The sequence below is a fragment of the Thermoanaerobaculia bacterium genome, assembly GCA_035717485.1.
Taxonomy (GTDB): domain Bacteria; phylum Acidobacteriota; class Thermoanaerobaculia; order UBA5066; family DATFVB01; genus DATFVB01.
The window spans coordinates 1-26,746 of sequence record DASTIQ010000214.1; the positions used below are offsets into that span (position 1 = coordinate 1).

Annotated in this window: 27 protein-coding genes and 1 tRNA gene; 19 read left to right on the plus strand and 9 right to left on the minus strand. The window is 68.9% G+C overall.

Features of this window, described 5'->3' with window-relative positions; all coding sequences use genetic code 11:
• Both VFS34_11200 and VFS34_11205 read left to right on the plus strand, forming a co-directional pair.
• The coding region (locus VFS34_11200) for a hypothetical protein (protein ID HET9795020.1) at positions 1 to 297 on the plus strand (297 nt) is incomplete at its 5' end.
• A gap of 52 nt (positions 298 to 349) precedes the next feature.
• The gene (locus VFS34_11205) at positions 350 to 565 is read left to right on the plus strand and encodes a hypothetical protein (protein ID HET9795021.1); all 216 of its coding nucleotides are present in this window, start codon (positions 350 to 352) and stop codon (positions 563 to 565) included.
• A 20-nt stretch (positions 566 to 585) separates the two neighbouring features.
• Here VFS34_11205 and VFS34_11210 read toward each other — a convergent pair.
• The 3 genes from VFS34_11210 to VFS34_11220 all read right to left on the minus strand — a co-directional run bounded on the left by VFS34_11210 (position 586) and on the right by VFS34_11220 (position 2,355).
• Positions 586 to 662, minus strand: a tRNA-Met gene (locus tag VFS34_11210).
• A 146-nt stretch (positions 663 to 808) separates the two neighbouring features.
• Entirely contained in the window at positions 809 to 1,231 is a 423-nt protein-coding gene (locus tag VFS34_11215; protein HET9795022.1) for a PCYCGC motif-containing (lipo)protein, read from the minus strand.
• On the minus strand, positions 1,228 to 2,355 hold the full coding sequence (locus VFS34_11220; GenBank protein HET9795023.1) for a glycosyltransferase family 4 protein: 1,128 nt from the start codon (positions 2,353 to 2,355) through the stop codon (positions 1,228 to 1,230). The genes VFS34_11215 and VFS34_11220 overlap by 4 nt, the downstream gene beginning before the upstream one ends.
• Before the next feature lie 36 nt (positions 2,356 to 2,391).
• Here VFS34_11220 and VFS34_11225 point away from each other — a divergent pair, with 36 nt between their 5' ends.
• From VFS34_11225 to VFS34_11270, 10 genes are all read left to right on the plus strand, one after another.
• Positions 2,392 to 2,643 carry a Trm112 family protein gene (locus VFS34_11225; protein HET9795024.1) on the plus strand — a complete coding sequence of 84 codons (252 nt, stop codon included), beginning with the start codon at positions 2,392 to 2,394 and terminating at the stop codon, positions 2,641 to 2,643.
• On the plus strand, positions 2,640 to 3,872 hold the full coding sequence (locus VFS34_11230) for an O-antigen ligase family protein (GenBank protein HET9795025.1): 1,233 nt from the start codon (positions 2,640 to 2,642) through the stop codon (positions 3,870 to 3,872). The genes VFS34_11225 and VFS34_11230 overlap by 4 nt, the downstream gene beginning before the upstream one ends.
• Positions 3,869 to 5,233 (plus strand): exodeoxyribonuclease VII large subunit, encoded by a 1,365-nt coding sequence (xseA, locus tag VFS34_11235; GenBank protein HET9795026.1) that lies wholly within the window; start codon positions 3,869 to 3,871, stop codon positions 5,231 to 5,233. Before VFS34_11230 ends, xseA begins: the two co-directional genes overlap by 4 nt.
• Positions 5,234 to 5,244: 11 nt before the next feature.
• Positions 5,245 to 5,529: an exodeoxyribonuclease VII small subunit gene (locus VFS34_11240; GenBank protein ID HET9795027.1), complete on the plus strand. Its 285-nt coding sequence runs from the start codon at positions 5,245 to 5,247 to the stop codon at positions 5,527 to 5,529.
• Positions 5,526 to 6,422: a farnesyl diphosphate synthase gene (locus VFS34_11245; GenBank protein ID HET9795028.1), complete on the plus strand. Its 897-nt coding sequence runs from the start codon at positions 5,526 to 5,528 to the stop codon at positions 6,420 to 6,422. Before VFS34_11240 ends, VFS34_11245 begins: the two co-directional genes overlap by 4 nt.
• A gap of 146 nt (positions 6,423 to 6,568) precedes the next feature.
• Positions 6,569 to 8,482, plus strand: coding sequence for a 1-deoxy-D-xylulose-5-phosphate synthase (dxs, locus tag VFS34_11250; protein ID HET9795029.1), 1,914 nt, complete (start codon positions 6,569 to 6,571; stop codon positions 8,480 to 8,482).
• Positions 8,479 to 9,168, plus strand: coding sequence for a hypothetical protein (locus tag VFS34_11255; GenBank protein ID HET9795030.1), 690 nt, complete (start codon positions 8,479 to 8,481; stop codon positions 9,166 to 9,168). The genes dxs and VFS34_11255 overlap by 4 nt, the downstream gene beginning before the upstream one ends.
• Positions 9,165 to 9,512, plus strand: a complete 348-nt coding sequence (locus VFS34_11260; protein HET9795031.1) for a YbjQ family protein — start codon at positions 9,165 to 9,167, stop codon at positions 9,510 to 9,512. The genes VFS34_11255 and VFS34_11260 overlap by 4 nt, the downstream gene beginning before the upstream one ends.
• A gap of 2 nt (positions 9,513 to 9,514) precedes the next feature.
• Positions 9,515 to 10,360 carry a nuclear transport factor 2 family protein gene (locus VFS34_11265; protein HET9795032.1) on the plus strand — a complete coding sequence of 282 codons (846 nt, stop codon included), beginning with the start codon at positions 9,515 to 9,517 and terminating at the stop codon, positions 10,358 to 10,360.
• Complete coding sequence (locus VFS34_11270; protein HET9795033.1) at positions 10,357 to 11,175, plus strand: class I SAM-dependent methyltransferase; 819 nt, start codon at positions 10,357 to 10,359, stop codon at positions 11,173 to 11,175. Before VFS34_11265 ends, VFS34_11270 begins: the two co-directional genes overlap by 4 nt.
• Before the next feature lie 146 nt (positions 11,176 to 11,321).
• On the opposite strand, the gene VFS34_11275 is transcribed toward VFS34_11270, so the two are convergent.
• Positions 11,322 to 12,659 carry a M48 family metallopeptidase gene (locus VFS34_11275; GenBank protein HET9795034.1) on the minus strand — a complete coding sequence of 446 codons (1,338 nt, stop codon included), beginning with the start codon at positions 12,657 to 12,659 and terminating at the stop codon, positions 11,322 to 11,324.
• Positions 12,660 to 12,769: 110 nt separating this feature from the next.
• Here VFS34_11275 and VFS34_11280 point away from each other — a divergent pair, with 110 nt between their 5' ends.
• The 3 genes from VFS34_11280 to VFS34_11290 are packed head-to-tail and all read left to right on the plus strand — an operon-like array spanning position 12,770 to position 15,413.
• A complete protein-coding gene (locus tag VFS34_11280; GenBank protein ID HET9795035.1) occupies positions 12,770 to 13,750 on the plus strand; it encodes an alcohol dehydrogenase catalytic domain-containing protein in 981 nt (326 codons plus the stop codon).
• Positions 13,747 to 14,775 (plus strand): alcohol dehydrogenase catalytic domain-containing protein, encoded by a 1,029-nt coding sequence (locus tag VFS34_11285; GenBank protein ID HET9795036.1) that lies wholly within the window; start codon positions 13,747 to 13,749, stop codon positions 14,773 to 14,775. Before VFS34_11280 ends, VFS34_11285 begins: the two co-directional genes overlap by 4 nt.
• The gene (locus VFS34_11290) at positions 14,772 to 15,413 is read left to right on the plus strand and encodes a hypothetical protein (GenBank protein ID HET9795037.1); all 642 of its coding nucleotides are present in this window, start codon (positions 14,772 to 14,774) and stop codon (positions 15,411 to 15,413) included. Before VFS34_11285 ends, VFS34_11290 begins: the two co-directional genes overlap by 4 nt.
• 1 nt (position 15,414) lies before the next feature.
• On the opposite strand, the gene VFS34_11295 is transcribed toward VFS34_11290, so the two are convergent.
• The 3 genes from VFS34_11295 to VFS34_11305 all read right to left on the minus strand — a co-directional run bounded on the left by VFS34_11295 (position 15,415) and on the right by VFS34_11305 (position 18,850).
• Entirely contained in the window at positions 15,415 to 17,910 is a 2,496-nt protein-coding gene (locus VFS34_11295; protein ID HET9795038.1) for a heavy metal translocating P-type ATPase, read from the minus strand.
• Complete coding sequence (locus VFS34_11300; GenBank protein ID HET9795039.1) at positions 17,907 to 18,212, minus strand: metalloregulator ArsR/SmtB family transcription factor; 306 nt, start codon at positions 18,210 to 18,212, stop codon at positions 17,907 to 17,909. Before VFS34_11300 ends, VFS34_11295 begins: the two co-directional genes overlap by 4 nt.
• A 71-nt stretch (positions 18,213 to 18,283) precedes the next feature.
• Entirely contained in the window at positions 18,284 to 18,850 is a 567-nt protein-coding gene (locus VFS34_11305; GenBank protein HET9795040.1) for an HDIG domain-containing protein, read from the minus strand.
• A 424-nt stretch (positions 18,851 to 19,274) separates the two neighbouring features.
• Between VFS34_11305 and glnA the strand changes: the two genes are divergently transcribed.
• The 3 genes from glnA (at position 19,275) to VFS34_11320 (ending at position 23,879) form a co-directional block, all read left to right on the plus strand.
• A complete protein-coding gene (gene glnA, locus VFS34_11310) occupies positions 19,275 to 20,549 on the plus strand; it encodes a type I glutamate--ammonia ligase (GenBank protein HET9795041.1) in 1,275 nt (424 codons plus the stop codon).
• Between the two features lie 220 nt (positions 20,550 to 20,769).
• Complete coding sequence (locus VFS34_11315; GenBank protein ID HET9795042.1) at positions 20,770 to 22,203, plus strand: pentapeptide repeat-containing protein; 1,434 nt, start codon at positions 20,770 to 20,772, stop codon at positions 22,201 to 22,203.
• 197 nt (positions 22,204 to 22,400) lie between these two features.
• Positions 22,401 to 23,879, plus strand: a complete 1,479-nt coding sequence (locus VFS34_11320) for an AAA family ATPase (GenBank protein HET9795043.1) — start codon at positions 22,401 to 22,403, stop codon at positions 23,877 to 23,879.
• 236 nt (positions 23,880 to 24,115) lie between these two features.
• Here the strand turns inward: VFS34_11320 and VFS34_11325 are convergent, their stop codons facing one another.
• Both VFS34_11325 and VFS34_11330 read right to left on the minus strand, forming a co-directional pair.
• Positions 24,116 to 24,754, minus strand: coding sequence for an LON peptidase substrate-binding domain-containing protein (locus VFS34_11325; protein HET9795044.1), 639 nt, complete (start codon positions 24,752 to 24,754; stop codon positions 24,116 to 24,118).
• Complete coding sequence (locus VFS34_11330; protein ID HET9795045.1) at positions 24,751 to 25,026, minus strand: ferredoxin; 276 nt, start codon at positions 25,024 to 25,026, stop codon at positions 24,751 to 24,753. Before VFS34_11330 ends, VFS34_11325 begins: the two co-directional genes overlap by 4 nt.
• Positions 25,027 to 25,085: 59 nt before the next feature.
• Here VFS34_11330 and VFS34_11335 point away from each other — a divergent pair.
• On the plus strand, positions 25,086 to 26,746 hold a 1,661-nt coding region (locus VFS34_11335), incomplete at its 3' end, for an ABC-F family ATP-binding cassette domain-containing protein (GenBank protein HET9795046.1).

Below are 26,746 nucleotides of genomic sequence, written 5' to 3' on the forward strand. Positions count from 1 at the left end.
AACCAGGGGACCAGTTCCTTGACGGTCGTGCGGGTTTCAGATGGGACAATCTTGAAGACGTTTTCGGCCGGGCACGGGGATCTGAACGGGCTGAGTACACCGATACAGGCGGCTTTCGACGGGCAGAGGATCCTGGTGACAAACTTCAGCGGCGGTCTGTCTCTCTTCAAGGCCACGGACTTGAGCATCATCGGCAATCCCCCGACACCGGGCGTTGTCAATCCTCTCGGCGCTTGCAGCGACGGAGTCAACTTCTGGGTGACGTTCTTCGGCTCCGGGAAAGTCGGGCGTTTCTGATCGCGACGGCGCGGGGGCGAGCTGGTCGAGGATCTCCGGACCGAACGGGTTCGTGGATCCGGGAGGGGCCGCGATCGCGGTGGATCCGTCGTCGCACACGGCCGTCTATGTCGCCAACGAGCAGGGGATCTTCAAGACGACCGACGGCGGAGCGAGCTGGAGCAACCTCAGCGCCGGGCTGCCGGATGCGTTGCTTTCGTCGGTTTCCGCCGTCGCGATCGAGCCCGGGACGCCTTCGACGATTTACATGATTTCGGAGCAGGATTGACCCGGCACGATCCCCGAGCATGGTGGCGGCGGGGGGAATTGAACCTCCGACATGGCGCTTATGAGACGCCCGCTCTAACCATCTGAGCTACGCCGCCCGGACCGGCGGAATCTAGCATGAATCGGTCTTCCGACGGGGTTCGTCGGGACCTGGAGATCGCCTCGCGCGCGATGACGGGGAGGCGGGGATCAAGGGAACGTGACCGCCGTTCGTCGGCCTCTCCCGACGGGGACGCCGTGAGGACTAACGCCCTCTGTCCGAGTAGAACGCCTCGACCACCTTCTTGATCTCGTCGTCGGCGGAGCCTTCGCCTTTCATCTTTCCGGCCATCTCCGCCTCGCCGCGGCAGATCTCGCAGCCGGTCGCGTGAAGCGTCGTGAAGCACGTGAGCAGAGACGCGTGGTGCAGGTTCGGGCTGTCCTCGCAACCGCAGTAGCAGTGGATCTTGTCGATCGTCTCGGGGTACTTCGAGGCCGCGGCGTAGGCGGGGCGCGCTTCCGCATCTGCTGCCGAGAGAGCCGAAGGGTCGATCGGCGTTCCCTTTTCGCGACAGCCCGAGCACGCGGAGGCCGCCGGCTTGGCGGAGTCCTTCGCGGCGGGCTTCGAGGCGGCGAGCGCCGCCGCCGCGGCGAAGGTCAAGGTGGCGATGGCGAAAGCAGACTTCATGCGCGCTCCTTCCTGGTCTCAACGTCCCGGCCGCGGCCGTTCTTCCAGAAATCGAGCACGGCGGCGTAGAAATCCGCGGCCCCCCTCGAGAATTCCGCTCCCGAGAACCGCTCCGCGCGCTTCCGGGCGGCGTCGGCCATTCCCATCCGCGGACCCGCGTGCGTGGCCAGGAAATCGAGCGACGCGGAGGCCTCTTCCTCGCTTCGCGCGACGAAGCCGGGGCCCTTCACGATCTCGAAATCGGCGACGCCCGGAAGGTCGAGAACGACGACGGGGAGCCCCGACGCCATCGCTTCGAGGATCGCGCGGTGGCCCTGGTCGGCGCCGGAAGCGGTGAAAAGGAACGCATCCATCGCGCGATAGATCTCCGGAAGGTCCTCCTCGCGATATCCGGCTCCGAAGTTCCGCGCGCCGACCCCGAGCTGCGCCGCGAGCTCCCAGAGCCGCTCCTTCGCCTCTCCCTTGCCGACGTGGAGGAGAGCGATTTTCGGGTCTGAGGTGCCGGCGAGAATCCGGATCGCGGCGTCGTGTCCTCTTCCCGCCGCCATCTTGCCGATCGTGCCGGCGACGAACGCATCCTCCGGGATGCCGAGGGCCGCGCGGATTCCGGGATCCCTCGGCCCGGGAGAGAAGCGGTCCGTCTCCGCGACCGGAGAGAAGCGGGCGCAGGGGGCGGAAGGTCGGAATCGGGCGCAGAACGCCGCCTGCAGCGCGCCGTTCGAGAACGCGAACCCGGAGGCGCGCCGCCGCCCCCAGGAGGAGAGGAGCGGCCGGAACCCGCTCTCGTGGTGAAAGGACCGGACGAGGGGCAGCCGGGCGCGGCCGACCGCCGCGCGCGCGACCAGATGGTCGTGCGACGAATGGCTGTGGACCGTCTCGAACCGCTCCCGCGACAGGACGCCGTCGAGCGCCGAGACGTCGTCGAGGAAGTCGCCGGGACGACGGCCGGGAGAGAGCACCGGCCGCACCCACCCGTGGCCGGCGAGCCGGGAGGCGAGCGGCGAGTCCCGGGCGATCGCGATCTCGGCCTCGATCCCCGCGGCCCGCATCGCCATGACCTGCCCGACCGCGACGGCGGCCGGCCCGGTCCATTTCGTCCCGGCCGTCAGGTGGAGGACCCGCATCGGGAACGCATCGTATCCTTTGATAGACTCCGCGCCGTGCCGGTCGATCCCGAGCTCCTCGCGATCCTCGTCTGCCCGAAAACGAAAGGGCCGCTCGAGAAGATTCCGCTTCCGCCGAACGTCCGCGAGTCGCTCGTCGAGCGTTACCGGGAGAAGTTCCGCGGCGAGACGCCCGTGGTCGAAGAGGGGCTCTTCTCCCCGCAGGCCGGCCTCGTCTATCCGATCGTCTCCGACATCCCGGTGATGCTCATCGACGAGGCGCTGCCCGCTTCCGCCGTCGGGCGGTGAGCGCGTCCGCGCCGGCGGCTCCGCGTTCGGCGCCGCGGCGCTGGCTCTTCCCCCTCCTGCTCGCGATCGCTTTCTGCAGCTCCGCGATCGCCGTCGCGAACGCGCTGTTCGCCGCCGCGCTCCTCCTCTGGGGATTCGCGCTCCGGAAAGAGCGCCGGTTCGCGGAGGCCTTTCGCGGAGAAATCGTCTTCTGGCTCGGGGCTTTCGTCGCGTTCGGGATCGCGTCGGCGGTCTTCTCGCTCCATCCCGGCCGGAGTCTCGTCGCGATCAAGGGTCTCTTCACCTTCCTGCTCGTTCCGATGTTCGCGGATGCGATCGAGACCGACCGGGACGTCCGCGCGGTGGTCGCCGCGCTCGGCTCGGCCGCCGCCGTGCTCGCGGGAATCGGACTCTGGCAATACCTGCACGGAGCGAACCGGCTTTCGGACCGCATCGAGGCGACGCTCTCGCACTACATGACCTTTTCCGGGCTCCTCCTCGTCGTCTGCCTCCTCCTCCTGGGAACGGCGCTCGAGGGAGGACGCGGAAGGGCGGCGTCCGCGGCGCTGGCGGCGCTCCTGGGAGGCGTGATCCTCCTGACGTTCACGCGCAACGCGTACGTGGGTTTCTTCGTCGCTCTGATCCTGTTCCTCGCGATCCGCCGTCCGCGCTGGCTCGCGGCGGCGCCGCTCCTCGCGGCGGCGCTGTACGCGGCGGCCCCGGCCGCGATCCGGGCGAGGATCCTGTCGACCTTCGATCCCGCCGATCCGACGAACCGGGATCGCCTCGACATGGCCGTCGCCGGACTGCGCATGATCCGGGACCGCCCGGTCTTCGGCCTCGGCCTCGGCCTCGTGAAACCGTACTACCCGCTCTATCGGGTGCCGACGGCGGTGCGATGGCGCGTTCCGCACCTGCACGACAACGTTCTCCAGATCGCCGCGGAGTCGGGTCTCTTCGCGGCCGCGGCGTACGTCGCGATCCTCGTGTGCTTCTTCCGCGCGTGTCTGCGCGGCCTTCGCGCCGAGACGGATCCCGGCCGCCGGGGAATCCTCGCTGGAGCCTTTCTCGCCGTCGCCGGCATCTCGGCGGCGGGATTCTTTGAATACAATTTCGGCGACGTCGAGGTCCTGATGACCACCCTGATCGTGATGGCGATCCCGTTCTCGCGCGCCGTGACCCGCGCCGGCGAGGCGAGGGCGGGAGCGTCCGCGGAGCCGCGCGCGGCGCGGGGCCGGGAGCGCGCGTGACCGAGCCACGGCAGGGGGAACTCGGGTTTTCGGCGCCCGTCTACGGCGTGAGCCAGCTTCTCGCCGAGGTGTCGTCGGCGCTGTCGAGCGGCTGGCGGCGGGTGGCGGTCGCCGGACAGGCGTGCGAGGTGCGGCGATACGCGTCGGGCCACGTCTATTTCGCCCTGAAGGACGCGACCGCCAAGCTTCCCGCCGTCCTCTGGCGGACCGACGCCCTGCGCCTCCCGTTCCGGCTCGAAGAGGGAATGGAGGTCGTCGCGACCGGCACCCTGTGCCTCTATGCCGCTCGCGGGCAGTTCCAGATGCAGGTGCTCGGCCTTCAGCCCGTCGGCGTGGGCGCGATGCAGCTCGCGCTCGACCAGCTCAAGCGCCGTCTCGCGGCGGAGGGACTCTTCGACGCAGAGCGCAAGCGCGCCCTTCCGTTCCTTCCGCGGAGAATCGGGATCGTGACTTCCCCGCAGGGCGCGGCGATCCGCGACATCCTGAACGTTCTGCGCCGCAGACACCGGGACCTGCACCTGACGATCTTCCCCGCCCGCGTGCAGGGGGAGGGCTCGGTTTCGCAGATGATCGAAGGGCTTCGCGCGCTGGCGCGGCTCGGCTGCGACGTGATCCTGCTCGCGCGCGGCGGCGGGTCCGCGGAGGATCTCGCCGCCTTCAACGACGAACGCCTCGCGCGCGCGCTGGCGGCCTCGCCGGTGCCCACGGTGTCCGCCGTCGGCCACGAGACCGACTGGACGCTCGTCGATTTCGTCTCCGATCTCCGCGCCCCGACGCCGTCGGCCGCCGCCGAGCTCGTCGTCGGCGCCAAGGAGGAGATCGTGCGCCGGGTCGCGCAGGCACGCCGCGGCCTCGCGCTCCTCGCCCGGCGGAGGCTCGCGGAGGCGCGGGGGAGGGTCGGCCAGGCGGCCGGCGCCGAGGCGCTCGTCCGGTTCCGCTATGTCCTGCTCCGCCGCCGCGACCGCTTCGATGCGGCGAGAGCGGCGATCCTCGAGCTGATCGCCTCGCGGCCGCGCGCCCTCGCCGGCCGGCTCGCGCTCGCGGCCGAGGGCCTGTCGGGGGTCCGCCGGCTCCTGCAGATCCCCCGCCGGAGAGACTCGACGCGCCGGCTCGACGCGGCGATCCGGGCCGCGATGCGCGGATCCGTCGCGGCGTCGCGCGCCCGCCTGGCCGCCGCGGCCGGACGGCTGCGCGCGCTCGACCCGCTGGCGATCCTCTCGCGCGGCTACGCGGTCGTCTACCCGGAGGGATCGCCCGTTCCGGTCACCGACGCCGCCCGCGTCGCGCCGGGCGACCGGCTCCGGATCCGCCTGGCTCGCGGCTCGATTCGCGCGGCCGTCACCGAAGGAGGGGAATCTTGAAGAAACCCGCCATGAGTTTCGAAAAAGCGCTCGAGCGTCTCGAGGCGATCGTCGAGAAACTGGAAGGAGAAGAGCTCGGCCTGGACGCGTCGCTCGCGCTCTTCGAGGAAGGCATCGGCCTCTCCCGGGTTTGCCAGGAGAAGCTTTCGGAGGTCGAGCGCCGGGTGGAGATCGTCCTCAAGGACGCCGGAGGCAAGTACGCGACCGCGCCGTTCGAGGCGGAAGGGGAAAGCGAGGGCGCCGGCGAAGGCGGTCTCGGGACGACCGCGGAGTCCGAATCGGACGGCGGGGAGTGAGCGGGGAGTTTCTCTCCGCCTGGCGAGCGAGGATCGACGCCGCGCTCGAGGGGCTCCTTCCGCCGGATTCGCGCTGGCCCGGAACGCTCCACCGCGCGATGCGGTATTCCGTCACGGCGGGAGGCAAGCGGCTCCGGCCGGTTCTCGCGCTCGCGGCGGCCAACGCCTGCGGCGGCGACCTCGAGGCGATCCTCCCGGCGGCCTGCGGGCTCGAGATGATCCACACGTACTCGCTCATCCACGACGATCTCCCCGCGCTCGACGACGACGACTGGCGGCGGGGGGTTCCAACCTGCCACAAGAAGTTCGGCGAGGCGACGGCGATCCTCGCGGGCGATGCCCTCCTGACTCACGGGCTCGAATGCTTCGCGATCCATCCCGGCCCCGCGAAGTACGACGCCGCGCGCGCGCGGGTCGTCGCCGCGGTCGCCGCGTCGATCGGCACGCAGGGAATGATCGGCGGCCAGATGGAGGACATCGAGGCGGAACGGGAGAGGCCGGCGGGGGACCGGACGCTCGCCCGGCTCGAGCGGATCCACGCGAACAAGACCGGCGCGCTCATCCGGGCATCGCTCGCCCTCGGCGGGATCCTGTCTTTCGCGGCCGACGCCGCTCTCCGCCGGCTCGACGTCTACGGATCCGCGCTCGGGCTCGCCTTCCAGATCAAGGACGATCTCCTCGACGTCGAGTCGACTCGCGAGGAGCTCGGGAAGGCGACCGGAAAGGACCTCGCGCACGGAAAGATGACGTTCCCCGGCCTCCTCGGGATCGACGAGTCGCGACGCCGGCTCGACCGAAGCGTCGAGTCCGCGCGCGCCGCGGCCGGCGAGCTGGAGAAGGGACCGGGACCGCTCGGGGAGCTCGCCGCGTTCGTCGGCAGCCGGAAGACCTGAGGCCGGCTCCGGCGGACGTGCGAGTCGTGGCCCGGTCTCCCGGATCGGGGCGCGCGAAGGAACGACCCGCGACGCCGCTTCGGGATTCATCCGGCATTCATGATCGGCGCGGATGCCCCGCATTCCGACGAGGATAGAATCGGAGGATGCTGGAATCGATTCGTTCGCCGCTCGACCTGAGGAGGCTTCCGGAGGACGACCTCCCGAAGATCGCCGCGGAAATCCGGGAATTCCTGCTCGATCGGCTGTCGAAGACCGGAGGTCACCTCGCCTCGAGCCTCGGCGCCGTCGAGCTCACGATCGCGCTCCATTACGTGTTCGACACGCCCGTCGACCAGCTCGTGTGGGACGTCGGCCACCAGACCTACCCGCACAAGGTTCTGACCGGAAGGCGCGAGCGTTTCGCGACGCTCCGCCAGAAGGGGGGAATCTCGGGGTTCACCTCCCGCGAGGAGTCGGAGTACGACGCGTTCAACGCGGCTCACGCCTCGACGGCGATCTCCGCCGCGCTCGGCATGGCGATCGCCCGCGACCTGAAGAAGGAGAGCTTCCACGTCGTCGCGATCGTCGGGGACGGCGGTTTGACCGGCGGGATGGCGATGGAGGGCCTGAACCAGGCGGGATACCTGAATCGCCGGCTGCTCGTCATCCTGAACGACAACGAGATGTCGATTTCGCCCAACGTCGGCGCGATGTCCGGATACCTCAACCGGATCGTCTCCGGCCAGATCTACTCGAAGCTGCGGGACGAGACCGAGCGGGTCCTCGAGAAGATCCCGCTCGTCGGCGACCGTCTCCTCCACGTCGCGCGCGAGGTCAAGGACGTCGCCAAGAAGGCGCTCGTGCCCGGGATGCTCTTCGAGGATCTCGGCTTCCGGTACGTCGGTCCCGTGAACGGGCATTCGATCCCGGCGCTCCTTTCGGCGCTCCGGTCCGTTAAGGATGCCGACCACCCGGTGCTGCTCCACGTCCGGACGGTCAAGGGAAAGGGATACGCGATCGCCGAGAGCGATCCGGTGAAGTGGCACGGAGCCTCTCCCTTCGCGGTCGCGACCGGAGAATCCCCCAAGAAGGAAGCGGCCGCCCCGCCGCCGCCCTCGTACACGTCCGTGTTCGGGCGGACGCTCGTCGAGCTCGCGGAGAACGATCCGCGCATCGTCGCGATCACCGCGGCGATGCCGGAGGGAACGGGTCTCGACAGGTTCGCGAAGAGATTCCCCGATCGCTTCTTCGACGTCGGCATCTGCGAGCAGCACGGAGTCACGTTCGCGGCCGGCCTCGCGACACAGGGGATGAAGCCCGTCGCCGCGATCTACTCGACCTTCCTGCAGCGCGCCTACGACCAGATCTTCCACGACGTCTGCCTGATGGATCTTCCGGTCGTCTTCTGCCTCGACCGCGCGGGCCTCGTCGGCGCGGACGGGCCGACTCACCACGGCGCCTTCGATCTGACCTATCTCCGCGTGTTCCCGAACATGCACATCGCCGCCCCGAAGGACGAGGACGAGCTGCGGCACCTCCTCGCGACCGCGTTCACGGTCGGCCATCCCGTCGCCGTGCGGTATCCGCGCGGCGAGGCGGAAGGCACGCCGATGGAAGGCCCCCCGCGGATCCTTCCCGTCGGAAAGGCCGAGATCCTCCGGCGCGGCCGGAGCGGCGCGATCTGGGCGCTGGGGAACCGCGTGATGCCCGCCCGGCGCGCGGCGGAGCGGCTCGCCGCGGAGGGATTCGACCTCACGGTCGTCAACGCCCGCTGGGTCAAGCCGCTCGACCGGGAAGCGATCGCCGAGACGATCCTCCCGGGCTCGAGGCTCGTCACGGTCGAGGATCACGCGGTCGCCGGCGGATTCGGCTCGGCCGTCTCGGAAGCGCTCGCGGAGCTGAAGATCGAAGACGTCGAACACGTCTCGCTCGGCATTCCCGATCGCTTCGTCGCGCACGCCACCCAGAAGGAGCAATGGCGGGAGGTCGGCATCGACGAGGAGGGGATCGTCTCGGCGGCGAAGGGGCTCTTCGCCGCGAAGATCGCACGCCCGGTCGCCGTCCCCCGGAAGCGGTGAGAGGCGGCGGGCTCGCGCTCGGCGCCCTCCTCGTTTCCCTGGCCCTCCCGCTCCGCGCCGCCGAGATTCCCGCTCTCGTCGACTCCGGCTGGCAGACCCAGCGCCGCTGGTCGGCAGTCACGGCCAACGGGTCGTTCGTCTACGACTTCGCGCTGAACGCCTGGAACGGCGCGGGGAAGCTCAAGGAGTCGTTCACGCGCTCCGTCCGGGTCTCCAATCGCGGCGAGGAGCACCGGTCCGAGGTCCTCTCGGCGACGCGAGACGGACGGGACGTGACGGCGGAAGCGCGGGCGGAAGAGCTGAAACCGGGGCGTGCGAGGCCGAAGGCGAAGGACGATTTCCCGTCGCCCTTCGATCCCCGGTTCCGAGACCGGTACGCATTTTCCGAGGAGACCGCCGCGAACGGAGATCCGGTCCTCACCTTCCGTCCCCGCGCCCCGTTCGACGGAGCGATCGAAGGGACGGCGCAATACGACGCGGCGGGGTCCGTGCGGCGGGTCCACTTCACGCTCGCGAAGCGGCCCCGCTTCACGCGCCGGCTCGATTTCACGATCGAGATCGGCGCCGACGGCTACCCCGCCCGGGTCGAATCCGACGGCGAGGTTTCGCTCGTGGTATGGAAGCGGAGATTCGAATCGACGCTCCACCTGCGCGACGTCCGCGCGGGGGAGAAGGAGGCGCGGTGATCAACGGAATCGACTCCCACCTGGTGACGACCGGCAACGACCTTCCCGGCTACCGGATCACACGCACGGTCGGTCTGGTCCGCGGGATCGTCGTCCGGTCGCGGAGCGTCTTCGGGACGATCGGGGCGTCCCTCCAGACGCTCGTCGGCGGCAACATCTCGCTCTTCACGGAGCTCTGCGAGAAGACGCGGGAGGACGCCTACGAGCTGATGTTGAAGCACGCCTCCGAGCGGGGTGCCAACGCGATCATCGGGATGCGCTACGACGCCAACGAGGTGATGCAGGGCGTCACGGAAGTGCTGGCATATGGAACGGCGGTCACCGTCGTCGCGGAGAACCGTTAGAGATGATCGGGATGTTCCTCGCCGCGGCGATCGCCGCCGCGCCGGCACGGATGCCGACGAAGGCCGCCGTCGAGATTGCCGAGCAGGAGCGCGCGTTCGCGCGCACGTGCCGGGAAAAAGGGATGCGGGCCGCGTTTTCCGAATATTTCGCGCCGGACGCGATCGATTTCGAGCCGGGACCGGTGCCGGCCGCCGCGTCCCTCGGGAAGAACCCCGACGGGAGCGCTCCGTTCACGCTCGACTGGGAGCCGGTCGTCGCCGATGCCTCTTTCGCCGGCGACCTGGGGTGGGACACCGGGCCGTACGTCGTCACCGACCGCTCCGAGGCGAAGAAGCCGCCGCAGTACGGCTGGTTCTTCTCCGTCTGGCGCCGGCAGCCGGGCGGGCGCTGGAAAGTGGCGATGGACGTCGGCACGAGGAGCCCGGAGTCCTCCGGTCCGCTCCGCCCGGCCGCTTTGTCGGCGTTCCCGTCGGTCGCGGCCCGCCCTCCGTCGATTCGCTCCTCTCCCGAGGCGGACCGCGCCGCTCTCCTTGCCCGGGATCGGGCGTCTTTCCAGACGACGACCGCAGACCTGTGGCTGCCCGATGCCCGCCTCCACCGGGATGGCGAGGAACCGGTCGCCGGAATCGCGCGAATCGCCGGGGATCCGCGAAAGAGCGGTGCGTTTCGCGCTGCGCCGACGGGCGGCGGCGTCTCGCGATCCGGGGATCTCGGCTACACGTACGGGAGCTATGCCCTCGCGTCGGGCGAAAAGGGGTACTACGCGCGCGTCTGGAAGATGACGGAGAGCGGCGATTGGAAGATCGCGGCGCAGATCGAACGGCCCCTCCCGCCCGACAAGAAGTGACGCCGCGACCCGGGCTCGTCCGCCGCGCGGCGAAAGCCTGTCTTCCCGCGCCGGTCCGGCGATTCCTCCGGCTCGCCGCGCGGGAGGCCCCCTTCCGGCTTCGCGACCTTCCGGCCGACGTCGGCGATCTCCTCGGGCGAACGGCGCCCCTTCCGCCCGCCCGCCTTCGCCGCCGCGTCTCGCGCACGAGCAGCCGCCGCGAGTTCGAGGACGTCGGCCGCAACTGCGCCGCCGAGCTGGTCGCGGCGTTCGCGCGGGCTCGCCGGCCCGGGGAGGAGTACCGGCGATGGCTCGACTTCGGGAGCGGCGCCGGTCGGATCGCCCGCTACCTCGCCGCGTCCGGCGACGTTCCGGTACTCGTCGGCGTCGACGTGGACGGCGACCTGGTCGCGTGGACCGACCGCCATCTTTCCCCCTCGCGGTTCCGGCGGATTCCGCCGCTTCCGCCGACGGACCTTCCTGACGCCGGGTTCGACGTCGCGGTGTGCGTCTCGGTCTTCACCCATTTCGACGAAGAGATCGGCCGCCGATGGATCGCGGAGCTCGGAAGGGTGCTCCGCCCGGGCGGCATCTTCGTCGTTTCGACGCACGGCGCGGCGATCGCCGCCTCCCAGCCGTTGAGCGACGCGCAGAGGGAGCGGTTCTCGGCCTCGGGTTTCCTGTTCATTCGCGGGGGCGGCACGTTCAACGACGACGCCGCGTTCCACGCTGAACCCTACCTGCGGCGCGTGTGGTCGGAGTGGTTCGAGTTTGTGGAACGGGTGCCGCAGGGGTTGATGGGATTTCAGGATCTCTCGGTCTGGAAGCGGAAATGACTCCCGCCGCGGCCCGAGAGCACGTGAGCCGGTCCCTGGACGCGCCGGAGGACGGGCCCGGCCGGCCCGGCGAATCGGAACGAACCGGGTTCAGCTCGGAATGAAACGATGAAGCTCGGCGCGGTGGCTCGATGCTTTCGCCGCGCTTATTTGATGTGTTCCGCCTTCCACTGCATCGCCATGTGAATCCGATTCCTCCCGCTCGGGTGATCGAAGAACAGGATCTCTTCGAGCGTTCCCGGATCCAGCTTGCGATATTCCCCGAGGTGGAGCGCGGCCTGCGCCATGCCGTCGGGCTGCTGCGACGCGTTGATGCCGAAGATGTCCGCTTCGGCTTCCTGGGTCCGGATGATCGTGTTGAAGACCGGGGTCATCAGGAAGAAGTAGGCCGAGATGAGGAGGACCACGAGCGGAAGACCCGCGAGGTCGCCGATCGAGTCGATGTGCCACCGCGCCTCCGTCATCCCGCGGAGCCGGTCGAAGGCGAGACGCACGAGGGCGAAGCCGATCACGATCATGAGCCCGATCTCGAGGATCCCCTTGTAGACGTGATTGAGGACGTAGTGTCCCATCTCGTGTCCCATCACCGCCTCGATCTCGGGAAGGGAGCCGCGGTTCAGCAGGTTGTCGTTCATCGAGATCCGTTCGGTTCCCAGGAATCCGCTCACGTTGGCGGACATCCTCCTGGACTGGCGAGACGCGTCGAACTCGTACACGTCATGGACCCCGATCCCGTTCGCCCGCGCCATCGCGAGGATCGGATCGCGGACCTTCGGATCGTCGAGCTTCTTGTACTTGTTGAACAGGGGAGCGATGTAGACGGGCGCGATGAGGATGCCGACGACGAGGATGCCGACGGCGGTCAGCGAGCCCCAGAGCCACCAGGTCTTCGGAGTCCGGCGGAGCACGCCGTACAGCACGATCAGGGCGAGCCCTCCGAAGACCAGGTTCACCAGGAAGGCCTTCGCCTGGTCTCCCATCCACGGTCTGAAGGTCTGGTTCGCGAGGCCGTACTTGTGCTCGCGGAAGAATCCCTCGTAGACCGTCATCGGAAAGAGCACGACCGACGTGAAGACGAGATATTGCGCCCAGTAGAGCCCCGTCTGGATCGGTTTTCGCCGGCTGGTCCTCGCGGCGAAATCGCGCATCCGGACCGACAGGCCCGTCGAGAGAAGGAGGAGTGCGACGGCCGCGCCCGCGAGGAAGTCCCAGAGGATCAGCCAGTACCCGCCTTCGAAGTAGGCGTCCGAGCGCGCGCGCTGATCGGCGGGGACGCTCCCGAGATACGCGCGGGTGGCGACGTCGGGATCGAACGGCGTCCGCTCGCGCGCCGGCGCCGCGTTCGCGGCCGGCGAACCCCCGACCCCCTGGAGAGGGGGAGCCGAAGGCGTGGCGGTGGATCGCGCCGTACCGGCCGCGGGCGCGGATCGCGCCGGCGCCGCCGCCGCGAGGAGGATGAGAATCGGGATCACGGATCGGCGCATGTCGACCTCCGGGTTCGCCGAACAGTACGCGGCGATTCGAGAATTGTTTCCGCGAGCGTCCGGTAGAATCCTCTCATGATCCCGTTTCCCCCGGCGTTTCTCCGGTGACGATGCGCGCGGCCGTCCAGACGAGTCTCGGGAAGATGGATGTCCGCGAGGTCCCGCGCCCTTCCGCGGGGGCCGGAGAGGTCGTCGTCCGGGTCCGCGCCGCGCTGACCTGCGGAACGGATCGGAAGATCTTCGAGCGCGGACACGTGAAGTTCGCGCCCCCCCTCGTCATGGGCCACGAGTTCTCGGGCGACGTGGCGGAGGCGGGCGAATCCGCCGATTTCCGGGTGGGCGAGGCGGTCGCCGCGGGCCTCTCGGGACCCTGTGGCGAGTGCGAAGCGTGCCGATCCGGGGCCGAGAACCGGTGCGAGGCCGCTTCCCGCGCCCTCGCCTGGGGCGCTTTCGCGGAATACGTGCGCGTACCGGCGGGCGTCGTCCGGCGGAACCTCCATCGCAAGCCCCCCGGGCTCTCGTACGAAGCGGCCGCGCTCGTCGATCCGCTCGCCTCGGTCGTTCACGGATGGAGACGCCTCGTCTCCCCTCCCGTCGACCTGCTGGTCGTGGGAACCGGAGCGATCGGACTGCTGTGGATCGCGCTCGCTCGCGCGCGCGGCGTCGCTCGGATCGCCGCCGTCGGCCGGGGAGCGGATCGCCGGCGGCTCGCCGAACGGTGGGGCGCCCGGGTCACGGAAGCGGGTTCGCCGGCCCGAGCGGCGACGGTCGTCGAATGCGTCGGCACGCCCGACGCGTGGCGCGAGGCGTTCGACCGGACCCTCCCGGGCGGCGAGGTGTTGTTCTTCGGCGGATGCGCGCCGGGCGCGGAGGTCGTGCTCGACGCGGCGAAGATCCATTACGGCGAGGTGAGGGTGGGCGGGGCGTTCCATTACCGTCCGGAAGACGCCGCCGAGGCACTCTCGCTCCTCGCCTCCGGCGCCATCGATCCCGCGCCCCTCTTCTCGGGCGAAGGGACCTTGTCCGACCTCCCCGCGTTCTTCGAGCGGATGCGCCGATCGGAGGGGATCAAGTACGTGGTGCGGCCGTGATCGTCTTCGGAACGGACGCGGAGGGCCGGCCGGAGCTTTCGGAGCGGGACGTCCCGGAGATCGGCCCGGGCGAGGCGCTCGTGAAGGTCGCCGCCTGCGGAATCTGCACCTCGGACACGCTCGAGTGGTACCTGAAGAAGAAATCGCCGGTCGTCATCGGCCACGAGCCGGCGGGAACGATCGTGTCGCTCGGCGGGAGCGTCGGCCACCTCGCGCTCGGCGACCGGGTCTTCGTCCATCACCACGCGCCCTGCCTCGCCTGCCGGTTCTGCCGGCGCGGGCGCTACGTCCTGTGCGAGACGTGGAAGCGGACGCGTCTGGATCCCGGCGGGATGGCGGAGTACGTGCGGGTCCCCGAGACGAACCTGTCGCGCGACACCCTGAAGATTCCGGACGCGCTGCCGATCGAGGCAGGTTGCCTGGTCGAGCCGCTGGCGACGGTCGTGAAGGCGTTCTCGCGCGGCCGGTTCACGTCCGGGATGTCGGTCCTCGTGATCGGGCTCGGGGTGATGGGGCAGATGGCGGTCGCGCTCGCGCGGCGCCTCGGCGCCTCGCGGGTCTTCGCCTCGGACCGCGTCAAGGAGCGGCTCGAATACGCGGAGCGTTTCGGAGCCGACGAGGTGATCGACGTCGGCCGTCGCCCGGCGTCGTCGGTCGTCGCCGTGCGGACCGGGGGAGCGGGCGTCGATTTCGTGTTCGTCGGGCCCGGCTCGATCCCGGCGATGGAAGAGGGGATCGCGTGCGCGGGACCGGGCGCGTCGGTCGTGTTCTTCACGATGGCGGAGCCGGGAAAGCGTCTCGTCATCGAGCCGAACGCGTTCTACTTCCGCGAGATCGACCTCGTCTCCTCGTACTCCTGCGGTCCGGAGGACACGCGCGAGGCGATGGATCTGATCGCCGGAGGGGGATTTCCCTGGCGGCAGTTCATCACGCACCGCTTCCCGCTTTCCGAAGCGCCGGAGGCGTTCCGGAAGGTCCGGCAGGCGACCGATGCCTTGAAAGTGATCGTGGAGTTCCCCGCATGACATCGTTCCGGCGGAAGGGCGGATCCGAGCGCCCGCCCGTCCGTCTCCACATCGGATCCGGGCTCCGCCACCTGCCGGGCTGGATCAACGTCGATCATCAGCGGCATCCGGGAGTCGATCGGGTCCTCGACGTGCGCCGAGGGCTTCCGTTCACGGACGTCGCGGCGATCTTCGCCGAACACTTCCTCGAGCACCTGCCGCTCGACGAGGGAACCGCGTTCCTCCGCCGCTGTCGGGCGATCCTCCGCCCCGACGGAATCCTGCGCCTTTCGACGCCGAACCTCGCCTGGGTGATCGCGACGCACTTCCGCGTCGACGACACGATCGACCCGGAAGGGGCCTTTTCCGACTGTGTCGGAATGAACCGCGCCTTCTACGGCTGGGGACATCGGTTCCTGTACAACCGCGGGACCCTCGCTCTCGTCCTCCGGTCGGCGGGTTTCGCCGACGTCTCCTTCCATGCTTACGGAGAGAGCGCGAATCCCGACCTTCGCGGGCTGGAAGGGCACGAGAAGTCGGCGGATTCTCCCGAGCTGCCCCACGTCCTGATCGCGGAGGCGTGGGGAAGCGTCGCCTCCCCGCCGGCGCTCCCTCAGCTCCTCGTCACCGAGCTGGAGCGCGACCTCCGGTCCCGCTGACTCAGCCGAGTTCCGCCTTCCGCAGGCGCAGGGCGTTCCCGATCACGGAGACCGACGAGAAGCTCATCGCGGCCGAGGCGATCATCGGCGAGAGCAACAGGCCGAAGAAAGGATAGAGCGCGCCCGCGGCGAGCGGAATTCCGACCGCGTTGTAGACGAACGCGAAGAAGAGATTCTGCCGGATGTTCCGCATCACGGCGCGCGAGAGCCGGACGGCCCGCACGATTCCCCGGAGGTCACCCTTCACGAGCGTGATCCCCGCGCTCTCGATCGCCACGTCCGTCCCGGTCCCCATCGCGATCGAGACGTCCGCCTGCGCGAGCGCCGGCGCGTCGTTGATCCCGTCTCCGGCCATCGCGACGACGTGCCCCTCGCGCTGCAGGCGCGTCACGATCTCGCGCTTCCCGTCCGGGAGGACGCCCGCCTCGACCGACTCGATTCCCGCGCGCCGCGCCGCCGCCTCCGCGGCCGGCCGCGCGTCGCCGGTGACGAGGCGGACCGCGAGCCCGGCCCGGCGGAGCGCGGCGACGGCGGACGCAGCGGACTCCTTCAAGGGATCCGCGACCGAGACCACCCCCGCCGGCCGCCCGTCGACCGCCACGAGAAGCACGGTCTCGGCTTCCCGCTCTCGCGCGGCGGCGAGCGGTTCGAGCGGGCCCCCGTCGACTCGCGCATCGGAGAGGAGCGCGCGGTTGCCGACGGCGACGCGGCGCCCCGCGGCTTCGCCCTCGACGCCCTTCCCCGTCACCGAACGGAACTCCTTCGCCGCGTCGACCGGGAGGCCGCGCCGGCCGGCTTCGGCGATGAGCGCCGCCGCGAGCGGATGTTCGCTCGCGCGCTCGAGGCTCGCCGCGAGCCGGACGATCTCCCCGGCCTCGAAGCCGGGGAGCGCTTGAACCCACGAAACGCGGGGTTTTCCCTCGGTCAGCGTGCCGGTCTTGTCGAGGACGATCGTGTCGGCCTTGCCGAGGGTCTCGAGGGCCGCCGCGTCGCGGACCAGGACCCCCGAATGCGCGCCGCGCCCCGTGCCGACCATGATCGACATGGGGGTGGCCAGGCCGAGCGCGCAGGGGCACGCGATGATCAGCACCGCGACCGCGTTCACGAGGGCGTAGGCGAAGCGCGGGTTCGGGCCGAACAGGGCCCACACCGCGAAGGTCGCCGCGGCCGCGAGCACGACGCCCGGAACGAAGAAGCCCGAGACGCGGTCGGCGATCCGCTGGATCGGCGCGCGGCTGCGCTGGGCGGAGACGACCGAGCGCACGATCCGGGCGAGGAGCGTCTGTCCGCCGACGCGGTCCGCGCGCATGACGATCGCGCCGGTGCCGTTGATCGTGCCCGTCCGCACTTCGTCCCCCGCGCTCTTCTCGACCGGGACGGGCTCCCCGGTCAGCATCGATTCGTCGATCGACGTCCGTCCCTCGAGGACGATTCCATCGGCGGGAACGCGCTCTCCCGGCCGGATCCGCAGGCGGTCGCCGGCCGCGATCGCCTCGACCGGGACGTCCTCCTCGCGTCCGCCGGCGGCCACGCGGCGGGCGGTCTTCGGCGCCAGAGCCAGGAGCCCGCGGATCGCGCCGGTGGTCTTCGCGCGGGCCGTGAGCTCGAGCACCTGGCCCAGGAGAACGAGGGTCGTGATCACGGCCGCGGGCTCGAAGTAGAGGGGAAGATGGCCGTGCGGGCGGAAGGAGTCGGGGAAGAGGCCGGGAGCGAGCAGGGCGGCGACGCTGTCGAGATACGCGGCTCCGGTGCCGATCCCGATCAGCGTGAACATGTTGAACGCGCGGTTGACGAGCGAACGCCAGGCGCGCGCGAAAAAGGGCGCGCCGCCCCACAGAACGACGGGAGTCGCGAGAACGAATTGGAGCCATCCCGGCCCGATGTGAGCCATCGAGAGGGCGAGGAGGGGAACGGTGAGGACGAGCGAGATCCGGAACCGCCGGGACATCGACACGAGCTCCGGATCCTTCCCGGCCTCGAGCGTCACCTCGACCGGCTCGAGCGCCATGCCGCAGATCGGGCAGATGCCCGGGCCGATCTGGCGGACCTCCGGGTCCATCGGGCAGGTGTAGACGCCGGCGTCGGGGGCCTCGGGGGCCGGCTCCGAGCGGGCCCCCGTTCCGAGGTAAGCGTCGGGATTCGCCCGGAATTTCGCGGCGCATTCCGGCCGGCAGAAGAAATACGTCTTCCCGCCCCGCTCGACTCTCGCTGCGGCGCGGGCGGGATCCACGGTCATTCCGCAGACGGGATCGCGCTCTCCCGCCGGGGCCGCGGCCGGCATCGAGGGAAGGGAAGGCATCGACGGCAGCGGTCCGTGCATCGGGGTCATCGGTACGGGGACGGCGCCGGGAGCGAGGAACTTCGCCGGGTCCGCGCGGAATTTCGCCGCGCATCCCGGATTGCAGAAGAAGTACTCCTTCCCGGCATGCGTCTCGCGCGCGGGGGCGCGCTCGGGATCCACGGCCATCCCGCAGACCGGGTCGACGGCGCTCTTCATCGGGTCCTCCGGGCTCGCGGGGCGGCCAGCCGTTCGAGCAGCTCCTGGACGGCGGGACCGGATTCGGGCCGCAGCGCGTAGAAGGTCATCCGCCCTTCCGGGCGGTCGACCAGGAGCCCGGCGTTCTTGAGGATCTTCAGGTGAAACGACAAGCGAGGCTGCGAGGCGCCGAGCTCGGCGGAAAGATCGCAGACGCAGCGTTCGCCGCGGGAAAGGGTCGCGAGGATCGCCAGCCGGGTCGGCTCGGCGAGGGCGCGGGCGGTCGCCGCGGCGGCCGCGAACCGGTTCGTCTTCATCGACATCGATCGATAATATCAAGAGTGGTTGATTTATTCCGGCGACCCCGGTCTGTCGGATCGTCGGCCGGCTGAATCTACAGCCCGATATCGTCGGCGATCGGTTTGAGCGCCTCGATCACGAACGCGACGTGCTCCGCGAGGGGGCGCCCGACGGCGTCGGCGCCTCCGTAGACGTACGAGCGGTCGACCGATCTCGCGAACGCCTTGTCCTTGAGCTTCTTCAGGACCGATTCGGGAGGGAGGTCGGCGATCTTCTTCGTCGGGCGCACCTTGACGCACGCCCCGATGAAGCCGACCGTCTCGTCGCAGGCGTAGATCGCTTTCTTCAGCGGCGTGTCCCGCGGGATCTTCATGTAATCGGCGTGCGAGCAGATCGCTTCGACGATCTCCTCGGGGTAGCCGCGCTCCCGGAGGATCCCGCCGCCCACGTGAAGGTGCGTCTCCTCGGTCGGGTTCTGCTCGTAATCGAAATCGTGCAGGAGGCCGACGATGCCCCAGGTTTCCAGACGGGCGGGATCGGTCTCCCCAAACCAGCGCGCGTAGGCCCGCATGGCTTCCTCGACCGCGCGGCCGTGCTTGCGGAGGGCGTCCGATTTCGTGAATTCGTGGAGGAGGCGTTCGGCGTCGGTGCGGTTCGGCATACGGAAGAATCATAGCGGCGCGGAGCCGCCGCTTTCCGCGGCGATCTTTCGGCGTTCCCCGCCTCGCCTCGATCGCTTCGCCAAGGCGTTCTCGGGGAACGGGTTGTCCGCGTCCGGAGCGTGCCGGGGAAATGCCGGGTGAGGTCCGGCCTCCGCCGCGATGGGAGATACCCGGGGAAGCGCGCGATTCGCAGTGCACATGAAACTGTGCATCCTGTGCAGATTTTCTATTGCAGTATTTCGATCCGAGGTTGACTTTTGACACTTCGAACTTAGAATCCTGCAGTCCACGCAAAAAAAGGAGGACGCGATGGCGAAGGGCAACGGCGGCAAGGGGGGGAAGGTGTTGAAGTTCGACGCGTCGGGAGGGGGCCTCTCGAAAGCGGAGATCCTGAAGGTCTGCGAGCAGGAGAACGTCCGCTTCATGCGTCTCCAGTTCACGGACATCCTCGGGATCATCAAGAACGTCGAGATCCCGCGATCCCAGTTCTCGAAGGCGCTCGACGGCGAGATCCAGTTCGACGGCTCGTCGATCGAGGGATTCACCCGGATCGAGGAATCCGACATGAACCTGGTGCCGGACCTCGACACGTTCGCGATCTACCCGTGGTTCCACAAGGACGAGCGGGTGGGCCGACTGATCTGCGACGTCCACAATCCGGACGGCAGCGCGTTCGCCGGATGCCCGAGGCTCGCGCTGAAGAAGCAGATGGACAAGGCGGCCGCGCTCGGCTACACCATGGTGACCGGCCCCGAAGCCGAATTCTTCCTCTTCCGTCGCGACGCCAACGGCGACCCGATCATCGACACCCACGACGAGGGCGCGTATTTCGACCTGACGCCCGTCGATCGCGGCGAGGAAGCGCGCCGCGACATCGTCGTCGCGCTCGAGCAGATGGGCTTCGAGGTGGAAGCCGCCCACCACGAGGTCGCGCCCGGGCAGCACGAGATCGACTTCAAGTACGCCGATGCCGTCACCACCGCCGATCGCGTTTCGACGTTCCGTTTCATCGTGAAGAAGGTCGCCCTCGATCACGGCCTCCATGCCACGTTCATGCCGAAGCCGATCTTCGGGGTGAACGGCTCGGGGATGCACGTCCACCAGTCCTTCATCGACAGCAAGGGGAACAACGCGTTCTACGACGCGAAGGCCAAGTGGGAGCTCTCGAAGACCGCGCTCCATTACACCGGCGGGATCCTGCGGCACGCGACGGCGTTCGTCGCGGTCACGAATCCTCTCGTCAACTCCTACAAGCGGCTCGTGCCCGGGTACGAGGCGCCGGTCAACGTCGCCTGGTCGATGCGGAACCGCTCGCCGATGATCCGCGTTCCCGCCCGGCGCGGAATGGGGACCCGGATCGAGGTGCGCATGCCGGACCCGTCCTGCAACCCGTACCTCGCTTTCGGCGCGATGCTCGCCTCGGGGATGGACGGCGTGAAGCAGAAGATGGACCCGGGCGAGCCGGTCGATCGCAACATCTTCGAGATGTCGCAGCGGGAGAAGCGCCGCCTGAAAATCGACGAGCTGCCGGCGAACCTCTCGGAAGCCTGCGACAACCTCGAGAAGGACACGGTCGTGAAGGATTTCCTCGGCGAGCACATCCTGACGCATTTCCTCGAGGCGAAGCGCTCGGAGTGGGCCGAGTACATCTCGACGGTCCAGCCCTGGGAAACGGAGCGATATCTCGACAAGTACTGACCGGTTTTGACGAGATCCGGAACGGGCGGGAGCGATCCCGCCCGTTTTCTTGTTCGCGCCCCCTTAAAGGTACGGCAGTGAGGCGGGACGAGGCGCGAGCGAGACGCGCACTCACAGACCGCCGGCCCCGAAGGCGTACCGGAGCGTACGTCACAGGGGCCGGCGGTCGAGGACGCGCGAAATCGCTCGATGCATCGGCCCGCCTGCTAGTATTCATTCGATGGCGAACCTCGAGCACCTCCGCGCGCTGATGTCGCCCGATTGGGCGGCGTGGCGAAAGTCGAATCCCTCGGTGACGCCCGACTTCACGGGCGCCGATTTCACCGACAAGGACCTTTCCGGAAAGGACCTTTCCCGGACGGACCTCTCCCGGGCGCAGTTCGCCGGGACCCGCCTGGACCGGGCGGACCTCTCCCGCGCGGCTCTCAAGGACGCGGTGTTTCGGAACGTCTCCGCCCGCGGCGCGGTCTTCGACCAGGCGAGCCTCGACTATCTGGACCTCTCCGATTGCCATTTCCCGGAAGCGAAGTTCACGAACGTCAGCGCCCGGAACACGTCGTTTGCCGGGAGCGACTTCTCGGGCGCGGACCTCGAGGGGCTGCGGGTCGAGGGGAGCGATCTCTCCCGCGCGAATTTCTCCGCCGCGCGTCTGGTCAACGCGAACCTCCGGAACGCGAAGCTCATCGGCGCGACGTTCGAAGGCGCGAATCTCCAGGGCGCGTCGCTGGAGGGGGTCGCCTATCAGCGCGGCATTCTCTCGCGCGCCAATCTCGAAGGCGCGAACCTGCGCCAGGCCGATTTCACGGAGGCGGACTTCCGATCGGCGCGGCTCGTCGAGGCGTCTCTCCGCCAGGCGACCGTCACCGGGGCCGACTTCGAGGGCGCGAACCTCGAGCGCCTCGACGCGGACCAGGCCGTCGCGCCCGCGGCGAATTTCAACCGCGCGAAGATGGGCGGCTCCCGGTGGACGAAGGCGGACCTTCGCCGCATCCACCTCCTCGACGCGACCGGCGAGGGGGTGAGCTTCACCGAGGCCAAGATGTCCGACGTCGATTTCCGGGTGCTGAAGCTCCAGCGGTGCACCTTCGCCGGGGCGGACTGCTCGAACTCCATCTTCCGGCGCACGATGCTCAAGGGGCACAACTTCGCCAACGCCAAGTTCGTCGGCGCCGACGCCGCCGAATGCGTCGCCGAGGAGGTGAGCTTCGTCCGGGCGAACCTCTCCGGCGCGAATTTCCGGCAGGCGAACCTCAAGCGGGCCGACTTCACGAACGCCCAGGCGCCGGCCGCGGACTTCTCCGGGACGCTCCTCATCGCGGCGATCTTCCGGAGCGCGAACCTCTTCGACGCCGACTTCCGGTTCGCGCGCGCGATCGGGGCGGATTTCACGGGCGCGACTCTCAAGAGCGCCGATTTCGGAAACGCCGACCTGTCGGAGGCGATCTTCAAGAAGACCCGGATCTGGGGAGCGACCGCCAAGAAGGCGAAGATCGCGGGCTCCGCGAGTTACCTGTTCTCTCTCTCGTCGTCCTTCTCCGGCGCCAAGCAGAAGCAGAAGGCCGCCGACGACGCGAAAGAGCGGGAACGCCAGCGTCGGATCCACGCCCTGGCGACGGAGGCCGAGAAGAAGCCGCCCCACGCGACGGGGAGATAGGAACCGCACCCCGCCGGCTCGCGTCCCGCCGCGCCTCCTCGCCATGCCGAGCGGCGAACTCCTCGTCATGCCCACCGTTCGGAAGACGAGGTAGACACCCGCCCTTCCTTCTCCGTACACCGGTGTCGCGCGGCGAACGGACGCCGTGCCGAACGGATCGAACGGATCGCGCGGTCGCGCGCGATAGAATGGAGTCAATGAAAGGCGTGGAAAAGATCCGCCGGGCGCTGCTCGGCGGCCATCCGGTGATCTACGTGCAGACCTGGGAAGAGGGGCGCGTCGAGCGGGTCGTCGGCCACTTCGCGAAGTCGTTCTATCAGAAGCCCGCGTCGATGGGCGTGTGGTCGATCGTCGACGGGCTGAAGGAAGACGGAAAGGCCGTTCCCGACACCCGGGACCCCCTGAAGGCGCTCGCGGCGATCATCGGCGGCACCGGTCCTGCCTTCTACCTGATGAAGGATCTTCCCGGGGCGATGAACGGCGAAGGCCACCATCCCGAGCTCACCCGGCTCATCCGGGACGCCTACCGGGCGCTCAAGGACAAGGGGCGGTTCCTCTTCCTCGTGTCGCCGCGGCTCTACATCCCCGAGGACGCGAAAAAGGAAGTCTTCTACCTCGAGTACGAGCTCCCCGACGAGGTCGAGATCACCAAGATCCTCGACACGGTCCTGAAGTCCCGGCTCGACGAAGGGGGAATCTCGGAGAGCGACCGCAAGCGCCTCGCGCTGGCGCTGAAAGGCCTCACCGCCGACGAGACCGGCCACCTGCTCAACAAGGTCTTCGCGGCCCGCCGCGCCTTCGACGAGGGCGCTTTCCAGGAGGTGCTCGCCGAGAAGGAGCAGATGTCGAAGAAGGAGGGGGTCCTCGAATTCGTCCCCCCCAAATTCACGATCGACGATCTCGGCGGCTACGAGAACCTGAAGGAGTGGCTGATCAAGCGCAAGGCGCTCTTCTCCCGCGAAGCGCTGGAAGCGGGAATTCCCATTCCGAGCGGAATCCTGCTCATGGGGATGTCGGGGTGCGGCAAGAGCCTCGGCGTCAAGGTGATCTCGACCCTCTGGAACCTGCCGCTCTTCCGTCTCGACATGAACAACGTGTTCTCGGGGGCCGCCGGCAACGCGGAGATGGCCTTCCTGAAGGCGCTCCGGACCGTGGAAGCGGCTGCGCCGGCGGTCCTCTGGATCGACGAGATCGAGATGGGCGTCGGCTCGACCGGCCAGGGCGACTCGTCGATGTCGCGCATCTTCGCGGGATTCCTGACCTGGATGCAGGAGAAGGATCCGTTCGTCTTCGTCGCCGCGACGGCCAACCGGATCCATCTCCTGCCGGCGGAGATCATCCGGAAGGGGCGCTTCGACCAGGTCTTCTTCGTCGACCTCCCCAACGAGGAGGAGCGCAAGCAGATCTTCGGCATCCATCTCGCCCGCAACCGGCAGGACCCTTCGAAGTTCGACCTCGTGTTCCTGGCCAAGGCGACCAAGGGATGGAACGGCGCCGAGATCGAGCAGGCCGTCGTCTCCGCGGTCGTCGACGCGTACTCGGAGAAGCGGCAGCTGACGGAGCAGGACCTGTACAAGATGATCTCGGCGACCGTGCCGCTCTCGGTGACGATGGAGGACCAGATCAAGGCGATCAAGAGCTGGGCCCACGACCGGGCGATCTCCGCCTCGAAGTAGCCAGCGCGGACCGACCGCAGCCTCGACTCGGCGCGACGCGCTGATCCAGCGACGAATAAGGTTCTCTCTCGTGGCGCGACGATTTATCGTGGGCTACGAATTTTGCGGGGCGGGGTGAGACGCGAGCGAGACCGGGATGCGGGCCGCCCCGCGCCGTCCCGAGGAGTACCGGAGCGTACGTTGAGGGCGGCGCGGGGAGGGACGCGCCCGTAGTCGCTCGATGTATCGCCCCGCCGCTAATTCCATGACGGGTTGGCTTCGCCCCGATAAGGCCCCAGAAAATCGGTGGCTTCCTTCCACCCGGCGAGCCGCGACGCGATCGCCTCGAAGCGCTCGGCGAGGGAATCCGTCTCGAGGAGCTTCTGGAGGTCGGGAGGCGACCATCGGAGCCTCAGCGCGAGCTCGCCGGAGAGTCGTTCCGGGGACATCGATTCCGAAGGCAGCGGCGGCAGATCCATCTCCGCCTGGAGCGCGCCGAAGAGCGCCCGCGCGCTCCGGATCGCCCGGTTCTCGGCGGACGCGTCGGGAAAGCCCCGCGCCGGAACGAGATCGACGGAGGCGATCCGGTACGGCGCCGGGGGCTCCTCCGAGAGGATCCGGAAACGCCACGCCCCTTCCAGAATGATGTTGAAGCGCCCGTCGTCGAGGATCTCCTGTTCGACGATGCGCCCCGCGCCGCCGAGCGGGAGGACCGGCAACGGCTCCCGGAGCGGGCGGGTCGCGTCGATCATCGCCATCCCGATCATCCTCTCTCCCTCGAGCGCGTCGGCGACCATCGCCCGGTACCTCGGCTCGAAGATGTGGAGAGGAAGGAGCGTTCCGGGGAACAGAACGACGCCGGGGAGAGGGAAGACCGGGATTCGGGCGGCGGTCACGCCGCTCCGGCGTTCGTGCCCGGAGAGGAGGAGCTCGCGGCGTCGCCGTCGTTCCCGATCGCTTCGACCGGGCAGGAGTCGATCGCTTCCTGACAGGCCGCTTGCTCCTCCGGGTTCGCCGGCTGCCGGCTGACGAAGGAGTAGCCCTTGTCCTCTTCGCGGCGGAAGTTGTTCGGGGCGGTGACCCGGCACACGTCGCAGTCGATGCACTGCGTGTCGACGTAATACTTTCCCGGCGCGTTCTCCGGGTACCGGTCGTTCGGGTCGGCCATCCCGTCCACGATAGCATCGGGTTCCGGCTCCCGCAACGCGCACGATAAGATCGTTTTCGGTGTTGTATCGATTCGAAAACGCCGTCAAGGCGTACGGTCCGAAGGACGTCCTGAAGGGCGCCTCGTGGCAGCACAATCCGGGCGAAAAAGTCGGCCTGATCGGGAAGAACGGCGCCGGGAAGACGACCCTCCTGCGCCTCGTGCTCGGGCGGGAGGAGACCGATGCCGGCCGGGTCGTCCGGGCGACGAACATCCGGATCGGCGCCGTCGACCAGACGATCGACCCGGAGCTCGCCGACCCGCTCGAAGACTTCGTGGCCGGCGCTTTCGAGCATCTCCACCGGATCGAATCGGAGATGCGCGCGATGGAGCACCGGATGGCGGAGGGGGAGCACGACACGCTCGGCGACGCGTACGACCGGCTGCAGCACCGGTTCGAGAACGAAGGCGGCTATGCGATGCACGCGGAGATCGAGCGGATGCTCTCCGGGCTCGGCTTCGCCCGGAGCGACTTCTCCCGGCCGATGGCCGAGCTCTCGGGGGGGCAGAAGAACCGCGCGATGCTCGCCCGGGCGCTCCTCGGCCAGCCGGACGTCCTCCTGCTCGACGAGCCGACCAACCACCTCGACTACTCGGGAATGGAGTTCCTCGAGGAGTACCTCGCCGCGAGCCGGAACGCCTTCCTCACGGTCTCGCACGACCGCCGGTTCCTGAACCGCGTCTGCACGAAGATCCTCGAGCTCGAATTCGGACGCCTGACCGAATATCCCGGCAACTACGATGCGTACCGCGCGCAGAAAGCGGAGCGCCTGCTCTCCTCGGTCCGCGCCTACGAGAAGCAGCGCGAGCACATCGAAAAAACCGAGGAGTTCATCCGGAGGAACATCGCCGGCCAGAAGACGAAACAGGCCCGCGGCCGGCGCACTCACCTCGAGAAGCTCGAGCGGCTGGAGAACCCCGTGGAGGATGCGACGGAGGTCGCCTTCCGGTTCGCGCCGGACAAGAAAGGGGGGCGCACGTTCCTCCGCGCGCGCCACCTCGACGCCGGGTACGCTCCGGGGACGCCGATCGTCGGCGACGTCGACTTCGAGCTCCTGCGCGGCGAGCGGATGGCGATTCTCGGCGAGAACGGCACCGGGAAATCGACGATCCTCCGGACGCTCGCGGGCCGCCTCGTGCCCCTCGCGGGTTCGGTCGAGCTCGGCTACGAGGTCTCGATCGGCTACTACGACCAGGAGCTCCGCGATCTCGATCCGCGGAAGCGGGTGATCGACGCGATCTGGGATCTCCATCGCACCGAGACGGAGCTCGAGGTGCGGTCCTATCTCGCGCTCTTCGACTTCCGGGAGGACGAGGTGTTCGCGCCCGTCTCCGGGCTCTCCGGCGGAGAGAAGGGGAGGTTGACGCTCGCCGTCGTGATGAAGCAGAACCACAACCTACTTCTCCTCGACGAGCCGACGAACCATCTCGACCTCGACTCGCGGGAAGCGCTCGAGCAGGCCTTGCAGGACTTTCCCGGCGCGATCCTGTTCGTCTCGCACGACCGGACGTTCGTCGACCGCCTCGCGACCGAGGTCCTCGACGTGGACCGGGGGCGGGCCGTCAAGATGCCCGGAAACTACACGGCGACCGCCGCCGCCCGCCGGGAACGCCGGCTTCGTCCCGCCGAGCCGCTCCGCCCGTCCGGGGAGCCGGGCCCGCCTCGCGTCGCGGCGGCGGC

Bases quoted from the DNA above. Each gene is read 5' to 3' on its own strand.
- VFS34_11215 (HET9795022.1), bottom strand. From the start codon at position 1,231: ATGAAGTCTGCTTTCGCCATCGCCACCTTGACCTTCGCCGCGGCGGCG.
- VFS34_11220 (HET9795023.1), bottom strand. From the start codon at position 2,355: ATGCGGGTCCTCCACCTGACGGCCGGGACGAAATGGACCGGGCCGGCC.
- VFS34_11240 (HET9795027.1), top strand. From the start codon at position 5,245: ATGAGTTTCGAAAAAGCGCTCGAGCGTCTCGAGGCGATCGTCGAGAAA.
- dxs (HET9795029.1), top strand. From the start codon at position 6,569: ATGCTGGAATCGATTCGTTCGCCGCTCGACCTGAGGAGGCTTCCGGAG.
- VFS34_11265 (HET9795032.1), top strand. From the start codon at position 9,515: ATGATCGGGATGTTCCTCGCCGCGGCGATCGCCGCCGCGCCGGCACGG.
- VFS34_11275 (HET9795034.1), bottom strand. From the start codon at position 12,659: ATGCGCCGATCCGTGATCCCGATTCTCATCCTCCTCGCGGCGGCGGCG.
- VFS34_11280 (HET9795035.1), top strand. From the start codon at position 12,770: ATGCGCGCGGCCGTCCAGACGAGTCTCGGGAAGATGGATGTCCGCGAG.
- VFS34_11290 (HET9795037.1), top strand. From the start codon at position 14,772: ATGACATCGTTCCGGCGGAAGGGCGGATCCGAGCGCCCGCCCGTCCGT.
- VFS34_11295 (HET9795038.1), bottom strand. From the start codon at position 17,910: ATGAAGAGCGCCGTCGACCCGGTCTGCGGGATGGCCGTGGATCCCGAG.
- VFS34_11300 (HET9795039.1), bottom strand. From the start codon at position 18,212: ATGTCGATGAAGACGAACCGGTTCGCGGCCGCCGCGGCGACCGCCCGC.
- VFS34_11305 (HET9795040.1), bottom strand. From the start codon at position 18,850: ATGCCGAACCGCACCGACGCCGAACGCCTCCTCCACGAATTCACGAAA.
- glnA (HET9795041.1), top strand. From the start codon at position 19,275: ATGCGTCTCCAGTTCACGGACATCCTCGGGATCATCAAGAACGTCGAG.
- VFS34_11315 (HET9795042.1), top strand. From the start codon at position 20,770: ATGGCGAACCTCGAGCACCTCCGCGCGCTGATGTCGCCCGATTGGGCG.
- VFS34_11320 (HET9795043.1), top strand. From the start codon at position 22,401: ATGAAAGGCGTGGAAAAGATCCGCCGGGCGCTGCTCGGCGGCCATCCG.
- VFS34_11330 (HET9795045.1), bottom strand. From the start codon at position 25,026: ATGGCCGACCCGAACGACCGGTACCCGGAGAACGCGCCGGGAAAGTAT.